Genomic DNA, 10,362 nt, shown 5'->3' on the forward strand with positions numbered 1-10,362 from the left:
AAGGAGTCCCGTATAATTTTAGAACGAGAAACGCACATATTCATACAAAAGGTGGAGAGGAGTAATAGAGAAGGGGATTGCTATACCTAAAAAGTTTCCCTACAGAAAGAAATTTTCCCGTAGGAAAAATAAGAAGGAGAGAAAATCCATATTATGAGCACTGTAACACAGATAAACAACAGCAAAGATAAGCAGACGCATTTTATCCTCAATGGCAATCTATGGAATGTCATGGCCCAGTTATCATGGCCCGCTATCATCGCAATGGTCCTCTATGGCTTAAACGCGGTTATCGCTGCTGTATTTGTGGGAAGGTTTGTCGGAGAGGAGGCACTGGCTGGAGTTTCGGTAGCCTATCCTTTAACCCAGATCAGCTTGGGACTGGGCTCCTTGATTGGGGTGGGTGCCGGTTCAGCTTTAAGTTTAGCGCTCGGCAGGAAGGACAAAGAAATGCAACAGCGTTTGATGGGAAATGTTAATTATCTGTCAATCCTTGTAACGCTTGTCTATATGGTGTTGGGTCTACTTTTCTCCACACAGCTGGTACGATTCATGGGTGGAGAGGGGGAAACTCTGGCTCTTGGAGACAGCTATTTTAGAATTACGGTAATCGGTTCATTTTTCTGGATTTATGGATTGGCTGCCAACATGATTGTGCGTGCCGAAGGGAAAATGAAATCGGCAGCCGTGGTAATGGGCATTGGACTGGCAGTTGATGTTTTGTCCAATTATGTTCTGGTAGCCTGGCTGAATTTTGGAGTAGAGGGTGCTGCCTGGGCTACAAATATCGGGATGCTGGTCTATACCTTGCTGGGATGGATTTATTTTGGCAAAGGATTTGCGTCATTCCGAACGAATGTCTTCGCAATTTATCGGGATGCGAGCACAATCAAATCCATAGTTGGACTGGGAATGTCAGCTTTCATTATGAACTTTATGAATCTGGTACAGGCCGTTATAGTATTCAATACGCTGTCGAGATACGGGACTACAGCAGATATTGCATTTTATGGGGTGGTTTTTCGTGTATTCACCTTCCTGTTGACGCCGATTTTCGGATTAATGCGCGCCTTGCAGCCGGTCATTGGCATTAATTTTGGAGCAGAACAGTATGAGCGCGCCATCAAAGCTTATAAAATATTCACACTCGTCTCCATGCTGTTAACATTACCTTTCTGGATAATATCCATGATCTCTCCGGCTTCCATTCTGGGACTGATGCTGCCGGATCAAATCTTTGAGACCAGCAAAATGTTATATTTCCGGTTGAACATGGCGGTTCTGCCTTTATTGTCGCTCATTTTTATGGCCATGACCTTTTTCCCTGCGATTAATAAAGGGAAACCGGCGGCCGTTATCGGTATTACCAGACAACTTGTTTTTTATGTGCCGGTGATGCTTATTTTGCCAAGATGGTTAGGAGTCTCTGGAGTATATTGGGGTTCGCTCGTGATTGATTTTGTGGTTGTTGTGTGGACGGTAATCCTAGTAACTAAGGAATTTAGCAGACTTAGAGATAAGTCTAAGCCGGTCAGGACTTACAATATGTAAAGATAAGATGCTGGAGTTCACAGCCTAAGGATGGACGATCTAATAGATATATCCAAAAAGAGTACAGGGACATTATAATTAGGACAATTGAATGGACATAAAGAACCCAAGCAATTGAATTCTTAATCGCTTGGGTTCTTTGCTTCATTTTCATGGGTGTTATTTCAGCTCTGAATTATGAATTCATCAACTGATATTAGGTGTAGAGTCTCTTATGATGAGTTTGGTATAAATATGAGAAACCTGATAGGGTTGCTTCGGATCATTAATTCGGGAAAGTAGCATTTCGGCTGCTTTGACACCCATCTCATTACTATAAATATGAACTGTAGTAAGATGGGGTTCTACAATGCTTGATTCAGGACCGTTATCAAAGCCACAAATGACGATGTCGTTAGGAATGGAAAGCACATTTTTGAGTGACTTCATAAAGGTAACCGCAATATAATCGTTAGCACACACGAAAGCAGAAGGGAGCTCATTGATTTGACTTAGTCTAGTATCTGCCCACTCTGGACTTGAGAAAAATAGTCGATCGTCATCGAGAATGCATTGTGTGAGATCAAGCTGAATCCCGGATTCTATCAGTGCGCGATTAAAGCCCACCCATCTTTCATTAAAACTCCTACAGTGATTATAGTCCCCGATGAACCCCAGTGATTTGTAACCGCCCTCAATTAACTTTTTGGTAAGTTGGTATGTGCTGTGTTCGTTCTCCATGAGAAGCACATCTGCTTGGAATTCAGGGTAACAGACATCTGCAGAGCAGTCGATGAAAATAGTTGGAATACCTAGACTTGTAATCAGCTTACTATATTCCGAATTAAACAACTCAATACAAATAATTCCGTCTACATTGGAGACATCAAAATTATTTGGAAGAGACAGGGACTCTTGATCAATATCTCTTATAATGTGCATGGATAAATTATATCCTTCTGCACTGATTCTTTTTTCCATGCCGCTGATCAGTTTCGATCCAAAGTGGGAAGTGTTAGGTAAGTTTTCTGTTAATAAAGCGATGTTTCCAGAGTTTCTTGATAGAGTACTTTCGGAGTCCATAAATGCAAATTGTTTATATTTTAACTCTATCGCTTTCTTTATGACCTTGTTTCTGGTTTCATCAGGTATACCGTTCGTTCCATTTAACGCTTTGGAAGCTGTATTTCTGGAGATTCCTAAAGCGTCTGCGATGTCTTGTATGGTTACTTTTTCCCGAGCCATCTATGTAATTCACCTCTATATTCATGTTCTTAATATTCGCCGCAAATACTGTACTATTTGTCGTTATTTCAACTCTCTTTAATGTATATTAGTTTGCCTGAAATAGCAACATGATTTTTACAAATGCACAATTTAGTTTACATTATATTTGGTCATAAGTATGCATTTAATTAGTTTAGCTTTTATTTTATTTCGATTTTTGTGGGAATAAAGGTTGAAATCTTATTTAAAGTGGCTGTATTTGTAATTATGTAAAAATATATACGCCATTTATGTACATAATAATTTGTCATATGCACATAAATATTTTTACAAAATGTATTGACGAACGATTAAGTGTTTGGTAAATTGTAAAAGCAGCAGGACATAAGAGAGATTGAAAGCCCTTACTGCATCAAGATGTAAACATTGATTAGAACGGAGGTAAAGGCATTGCATAACCCAATAGAAGCCGAACACGGAATAACGGTGACGAGACATAAGAGTTCCTTCATGGATTATTTAAAGAAGCACTACTTTCTTTATATTTTGCTCGCACCAGCTGTGATTCTGACCCTTATTTTTAAGTACGGTCCTATGTATGGTGCGATTATCGCCTTTAAAGATTTCAGCCCAATCAAAGGAATTATGGGAAGTGAATGGGTAGGTTTGTACAACTTCGAGAAATTCCTTTCTTCCCCCAATTTCGAAGTAATCTTTATGAATACGCTTAAATTAAGTTTCTTCGGATTAATTCTGAGTTTTCCAATTCCGATCCTGCTTGCCTTGATGTTGAATCAAATTCGCCGTGCAGGCGTCAAAAAGAACATTCAATTGTTCTTGTATGCACCGAACTTTATTTCTGTTGTCGTTGTGGTCGGGATGTTGTTTATCTTCTTGTCCCCAACGGGACCGATTAACCAGTTTTTTACCTGGCTTACTGGTGAACCAATTATGTTCATGTCTCGTCCCGAGTACTTCCGTTCGATCTACATTTTATCTGATATTTGGACCGGAGCCGGTTGGGCATCCATTATTTATGTAGCAGCGCTTGCTAATGTCGATCCTGAGTTACATAATGCAGCTAATCTTGACGGTGCTAATCTTCTACAAAGAATACGCCATATCGATCTGCCAACCATTCGACCAATTATGGCTATTGTATTTATCCTTGCTGCTGGTGGGATTATGTCAATTGGCTTCGAAAAAGCCTACCTCATGCAAACGGCGATGAACTTACCAACCTCAGAAATCATTCCGACTTACGTTTATAAAATTGGTTTGCAGTCGGGCGATTATGCCTATTCAGCCGCAGTAGGATTGTTTAACTCTATCATCAACATCGTCTTGCTCCTCACAGTTAACTTCACCGTGAAGAAACTGAATGAGGGTGAAGGTCTTTACTAAGAAAGGAGCAACAAGCTATGCCTATTAAACATTCCGGATTAGATCGCTTTATCGTCGTGCTGAACGCGATCTTCCTGACACTGGCCGTACTTATCATCGTACTTCCTTTGATTTATGTAGTGATTGCTTCTTTTATGGATCCATCTGTGCTGCTCAGTAAAGGATTATCATTTAATCTTTCGGACTGGTCATTAGAAGGGTATGTAAAAATTCTTTCGAATCCTGCCATGATCCGTGGTTTTGGAAACTCTGTTTTATACTCTGTTTCATTTGCTATGATTACCGTTCTCGTCTCAATCTGTGCAGGGTACGCACTGTCCGATGACAGGCTCAAAGGAAAAGGGTTCTTCATGACATTGTTTATTATCACCATGTTCTTTGGGGGTGGACTCATACCGACATATCTGCTCGTTAAGAACCTTGGTTTGCTTGATACAGTATGGGCGGTGATCATTCCAGGGGCAGTTAATGTTTGGAACATCATTCTTTCTAGAACTTTCTTCAAAGGCGTTCCGAATGAAATGAAGGAAGCCGCTAATGTAGACGGAGCTTCGGAAATGCGGATTTTCTTCAGTGTCGTATTACCGCTCTCCAAACCGATTGTTTTTGTGCTCGCTCTTTATGCCTTTGTGGGCCAGTGGAATTCCTACTTTGACGCTATGATCTATTTAGATAATCCGAATCTTCATCCACTGCAGCTGGTGCTACGTTCCATCTTGATCCAGAATCAGGTAGATCCGGGCATGATCAGTGATCAACTCGCCATGGCGGAAATGAAACGATTGTCTGAAATCATCAAGTATGCTGCCATCGTTGTTTCCAGTTTGCCACTCATTGTTATGTATCCGTTCTTCCAGAAGTACTTTGAAAAAGGTGTTATGGTCGGTTCCCTTAAGTAGGAAACAGGCTGCACATAGATAAAGATTAATTCATTCCTATCTAATTTGGAGGTCATACCCTATGAAAAGAATTAAGAAATCAAGAGTTTCGACGAAAGCAGCTTCTGCCACTGTACTTGCTTCTCTTATATTCCTTACTGCATGCGGTGGAGGAGGAGGGGGAAGTGCAGCTAGTAAAGAACAGGATGCCAGCGGTAAAGTAACCTTGAACTTTATAACACAAAGCTCTCCACTTGCACCAACTGATCCCAATGAAAAACTGATTAATAAACGTCTTGAAGAAAAGACGAATGTTCATATTAATTGGAAGAATTTCACGAAAGACGTATTTGTTGAAAAAAGAAACTTGGCTGTGGCCAGTGGTGATCTACCTGATGCTATTTTTAATGCAGATTACAGTGACTATGAGCTGCTTAAATTGGCTAAGGATGGTGCCATCGTCCCGCTGAACGATCTCATCGAGAATAATATGCCAAACTTCAAAAAGGTGCTGGAAGAAGCACCGGAATATAAGAGTATGATTACGGCACCAGACGGTAATATTTATGCCTTTCCATGGATTGAAGAGCTGGGTAGCGGTAAAGAAAGAATCCAGGCAGTAGATAGTATGCCTTGGATCAATGTGGAATGGCTTAAGAAGCTTGGCCTTGATATGCCTACAACAACGGAAGAATTAAAGGAAGTATTAATTGCATTCAAGACAAAAGATCCAAACGGCAACGGTAAGGCTGACGAAATTCCATTGTCCTTTATTAACAAGCCGGGAGCAGAAGATCTGGCATTCCTATTTGCTTCGTTTGGATTGGGGGAGAACCCTGACCATGCGGTTGTGAGCAATGATGGGAAAGTGATATTTACGGCGGCACAAGAAGACTACAAGGAAGCAGTTTCTTTTATTAACGAGCTGTATAAAGAAGGACTCATTGATATTGAAGCCTATACACAGGACTGGAGTACTTATCTTGCTAAAGGGAAGGATCAGAAATACGGACTGTACTTCTCATGGGATAAGGCCAACATCACCGGAGATAATGGCACCTACGAAGTTATGCCTCCACTTGCTGGACCTGATGGCGAAGTTAACGTAACAAGAACGAACGCGCTTGGTTTGGGAAGAGGGAAGATGGTTGTCACAAGCGCCAATAAGAACTTGGAAACGACAGCGAAATGGGTGGATCAACTCTTCGATCCGATTCAATCTGTACAGAACAACTGGGGGACGTATGGAGATGAAAAACAGCAGAATATTTTCGAATTTGATAAAGAAAAAGGAATGCTGAAACATTTGCCACTGGAGGGTGCAGCTCCTGTAGAACTACGTGAGAAAACAAGTGTTGGTGGACCCCTAGCTATTCTTGATTCCTATTATGGGAAATACACAACCATGCCGGATGATGCCAAAAGCAGAATGGATATTATCAAGAATATCATGGCGCCAAATATGAAAGCAGAAAACGTAATGCCGAGTGTATTCCACTCCATTCAAGAGCTTGATCGCCTTACGACAATTGAAACGGATCTTTTTGCCTACGTGCTTAGAATGCGCACGGAATGGTACCAAAACGGTAAAATCGAAGCGCAATGGGATGAATACCTGAAAGAATTGGATCGCTTGGGCTTGCAAGAATGGCTTGAAATTAAACAAAGCGGCTATGACAGAGCAACCAAATAACAAACTATAAATAATGTGCGGTGAAGGCCGTGTTTGGGAGTAAAGGAGAAAACAATAATGTCTACGATTGCGAAACAAAATTACCGAGGTGTGTATCATTTTTCCCCTAAGGAAAAGTGGATGAACGATCCAAACGGAATGGTTTATTTTGAGGGCGAATATCATTTGTTCTTTCAGCATCATCCGGGTGGAATGACCATGGGGGCTATGCACTGGGGCCATGCGGTTAGTAAGGATCTGGTTACCTGGGAGGAGCTGCCTATCGCTCTCGCTCCTGATGAATTGGGGATGATTTTTTCCGGCAGTGCTGTAGTTGACTGGAAGAATACGACTGGATTTTTTGAAGGTAAACCAGGTTTGGTAGCGATTTTTACGCATCATTTGGATATGCCAGAAGGCAAGCCAGCCATTCAGCGTCAAAGCTTGGCCTACAGTAAAGATAACGGAAGAACCTGGACGAAATATGAAGGAAATCCGGTACTTGAACATGATACATTTATTGATTTCCGTGACCCAAAAGTATTTTGGCATAAAGATACTAATAAATGGGTGATGATTGTAGCTTGTGGTCAAACGGTGTGTCTATATCATTCTCCTGATCTGATTAATTGGACATTTGCCAGTGAATTCGGAGAAGGAATCGGTTCTCATGACGGGGTATGGGAATGCCCAGACTTATTCCGGCTGGCCATTGATGGCGATCATTCGAACACGAAATGGGTGATGCTTGTGAGCATCGGTGCGGATCCCGCTTTTGTGGAAGGGTCAAGAACGCAGTATTTCACAGGGGATTTTGATGGAGAAGTGTTCACGCCAGATGAAGATTCGCTAAAAGTTCGCTGGATTGATTATGGAAGAGATAATTATGCAGGTGTAAGCTGGTCTGATATACCGGCTGAAGATGGAAGACGACTATTTATCGGCTGGATGAGCAACTGGATGTATGCTAACAAGACGCCGGCAGAACAATTCCGCGGCGCGATGACGATTGCAAGGGAACTTCAACTCGAATCAAGACAAGGGGAGATCTTTCTTGTGCAGAAGCCGGTACGGGAGCTAGAATCTGCTCGTGTACAAGTCCTTTCTATGAAAGAGGCAACGGTGCAAGAAATCAATACTCTTCTTAAGGAGATTCACTTGGAATCTTATGAGATTATAGCTGAGTTCACTCAGGGTAAATCTGTAGGCTTCAAAGTAAGAGTAGGTGCGGATAGTCAAACGGTGATCGGTATTAACGGTGAGACCGAGGAGCTTTATGTAGATCGGATGGCTTCAGGTCAGCATGATTTCCACGAACATTTCGTAGGACATCATTCAGCCAAACTCGAAGCGCTTGATGAGTCAAATGATCTCCGTATTTTTGTGGATCGCTCTTCAGTTGAGGCGTTCAGTAATAGAGGTCAGGCAGTGATTACGGATCTTATATTCCCTGGACTAGAATCTAAAGGTATAGCTGTGTTTGCAGAAAATGAGAATGACTTGCTGATTTCCCTGGATATCTATGAGCTTACTCCCTCTGCTGGGCAAGACAAGAATTAGTCACCGAGAGGAGTCATGAATATGCGTATAGGAGCGATTGAAGCTGGCGGGACGAAGTTTATATGTGGCATTGGGAATGAAAATGGGAAAATTGAAGATCAGCTTAGTTTCCCAACAGAACATCCTGAGGTGACGTTGCCCAAAGTTATTCAATATTTTCAAGGCAAGCAAGTAGAAGCTATCGGAATTGGATCATTTGGTCCGATCGATATACATCCAAATAGCCCGACATATGGTTATGTTACAACAACACCGAAGCCAGGGTGGGGAAATTACGATATGCTGGGTACTTTGCAGCAAAGCTTCTCGGTTCCCTTTGGATGGGACACGGATGTGAATGCAGCGGCATTCGGTGAAGCTAAATGGGGCGCTGCCCAAGGGCTGTCCAGTTGTTTGTACTATACAGTTGGCACGGGTATTGGTGTCGGTGTGTATTCCGAAGGCAAGCTTATTCATGGTCTTGTGCATCCCGAGGGGGGGCATGTTCTTACGAGACGTCATCCTGACGATGTATTCCCGGGGGGATGTCCCTATCATGGGGATTGCCTAGAAGGGATGGCGGCAGGTCCTGCTATCGAAGCAAGATGGGGGAAGAAGGGGCATGAACTTCCTATGGATCACCTTGCATGGGAAATGGAAGCATTTTATATTGCACAGTCGATTACGGGAGCTATATTGCTTAACTCTCCTCAGAAAATCATTCTGGGTGGCGGTGTTATGCAGCAGTCACAATTGTTTCCACTTATCCGGCAGGCTGTGCTTCAGAACCTGAACGGCTATGTTAGCTCAAGTACGATTTTGGAACACATAGATGATTATATCGTTCCACCAGGTCTAGGCCAACAGGCGGGATTATGCGGCGCTCTGGCTCTTGGACTCACAGCACTGGAAAGTCAGATTTCTGCTCCATTGTAAAAGAATATATAGAGGAGGTCAATGCAGTGATGAATTGGCCTCCTTCTTATTTTTAAAAAGAGGGTGAAGAAGATGAGGAATAAAGGGAAAATTGTATTATGCTTTCTCATGGCCACAGGACTTGTTATGACTTCAGCAGGCCTTTATGTTGCAAATCCCGGTACGGGTTGGGCTGCTCCTATTTTTGAAAGCGTAACCAAAACAAAAACGAACTTAACAGGTTGGCAAATAAAAGGAAAAGGGCAGCTGGGGGATACGCCTGACGGGATCTTACTGACTTCGGAACCAAAAGAAAATGTAATGGCCATCTCCGAAACGGTGTCAGAGGATTTTATTTATGAAGCAGATGTCATGATCAAGGATATGAATGCTGATGCGACCTTGCTTTTCCGTTCTAATGAAGAGGGTTGGAATTCCTATATGCTCCAAATCGTACCGAATGCAGGTATAATCCGCTTACGAGACGCAAGTGGTACTGAAGGGAAATTAAAAGAGGAGCGAAAGATTACTGTGAAGGAAGGAGAGATCTATCATCTTAAGGTCACAGCTGAGGGTTCATCGCTGAAAGTATATTGGGACAATAAATATAAACCTGTAATTGAGGTTCAGGATAACGCGTATCGTACAGGTAAGCTAGGACTCAATGTATGGGATGGTTCTGTTTTGTTCCAAAATATAATCGTAAGTGATCTGAAAGGAAATCTTGGTGATGTGGTTACAAATCAAGGACAATGGCAGCCTAATATCAGCGGCAAAAAAGGAATGGTAGCAAACCAGAGTAAGTCACTGCAAATATATAACAAACAAGCTGCTGATTTTGTATATGAAGGTAATATATCTCTTCGTTCTGATTCTGTTGCAGCGCTCGCCTTTCGTTCATCGGCTGATGGAACAAAGGGATATGAAGCTGCCCTTACGAAGGAAGGAAATCAGGTCCGTGTAAGCTTGACGAAAGCTAACGGAACAACCATTGCAAGTTCACAGCATACCTATCCAAGTCAGACCGGAGCAAAACATCACGTAGAGATAAAGGCAAATGGAAACAGAATTCAGGTCTTCTTAGACGGGTACACCCCGGCTGCAATTGATCTAACAGATAAAACCTACACCGATGGATATGCAGGAATCGTTGTTAAACAGGGAACAGCTTACTTCCAGGATACCTATGTGACGGAT

At 42.3% G+C, this 10,362-nt stretch carries 8 protein-coding genes; 7 read left to right on the forward strand and 1 reads right to left on the reverse strand.

The features are described 5' to 3' along the window. The first annotated feature begins 153 nt into the window (after window positions 1–153). Complete coding sequence (locus CA598_RS23960) at window positions 154–1,551, forward strand: MATE family efflux transporter (RefSeq protein WP_094878143.1); 1,398 nt, start codon at window positions 154–156, stop codon at window positions 1,549–1,551. Window positions 1,552–1,737: 186 nt separating this feature from the next. Here the strand turns inward: CA598_RS23960 and CA598_RS23965 are convergent, their stop codons facing one another. Further along, window positions 1,738–2,775 carry a LacI family DNA-binding transcriptional regulator gene (locus CA598_RS23965; protein WP_094872198.1) on the reverse strand — a complete coding sequence of 346 codons (1,038 nt, stop codon included), beginning with the start codon at window positions 2,773–2,775 and terminating at the stop codon, window positions 1,738–1,740. Window positions 2,776–3,267: 492 nt separating this feature from the next. Here CA598_RS23965 and CA598_RS23970 point away from each other — a divergent pair, with 492 nt between their 5' ends. The 6 genes from CA598_RS23970 to CA598_RS23995 all read left to right on the forward strand — a co-directional run. Beyond that, window positions 3,268–4,161, forward strand: a complete 894-nt coding sequence (locus CA598_RS23970; RefSeq protein WP_094872200.1) for an ABC transporter permease — start codon at window positions 3,268–3,270, stop codon at window positions 4,159–4,161. Between the two features lie 17 nt (window positions 4,162–4,178). Continuing rightward, window positions 4,179–5,060, forward strand: coding sequence for a carbohydrate ABC transporter permease (locus CA598_RS23975; RefSeq protein ID WP_094878144.1), 882 nt, complete (start codon window positions 4,179–4,181; stop codon window positions 5,058–5,060). A 61-nt stretch (window positions 5,061–5,121) separates the two neighbouring features. Further along, window positions 5,122–6,732, forward strand: a complete 1,611-nt coding sequence (locus CA598_RS23980; RefSeq protein WP_094878145.1) for an ABC transporter substrate-binding protein — start codon at window positions 5,122–5,124, stop codon at window positions 6,730–6,732. Window positions 6,733–6,789: 57 nt separating this feature from the next. Further along, window positions 6,790–8,271: a glycoside hydrolase family 32 protein gene (locus CA598_RS23985; RefSeq protein WP_094878146.1), complete on the forward strand. Its 1,482-nt coding sequence runs from the start codon at window positions 6,790–6,792 to the stop codon at window positions 8,269–8,271. A gap of 21 nt (window positions 8,272–8,292) precedes the next feature. Next, window positions 8,293–9,186 (forward strand): ROK family protein, encoded by an 894-nt coding sequence (locus CA598_RS23990; protein WP_094872207.1) that lies wholly within the window; start codon window positions 8,293–8,295, stop codon window positions 9,184–9,186. A 72-nt stretch (window positions 9,187–9,258) separates the two neighbouring features. Continuing rightward, window positions 9,259–10,362 (forward strand): 3-keto-alpha-glucoside-1,2-lyase-like domain-containing protein (locus CA598_RS23995; protein ID WP_143812448.1); only part of this gene is annotated, 1,104 nt, incomplete at its 3' end.

Origin of the sequence: Paenibacillus sp. VTT E-133291, from assembly GCF_002264395.1 — a bacterium.
Taxonomy (GTDB): domain Bacteria; phylum Bacillota; class Bacilli; order Paenibacillales; family Paenibacillaceae; genus Paenibacillus_AQ; species Paenibacillus_AQ nitricinens.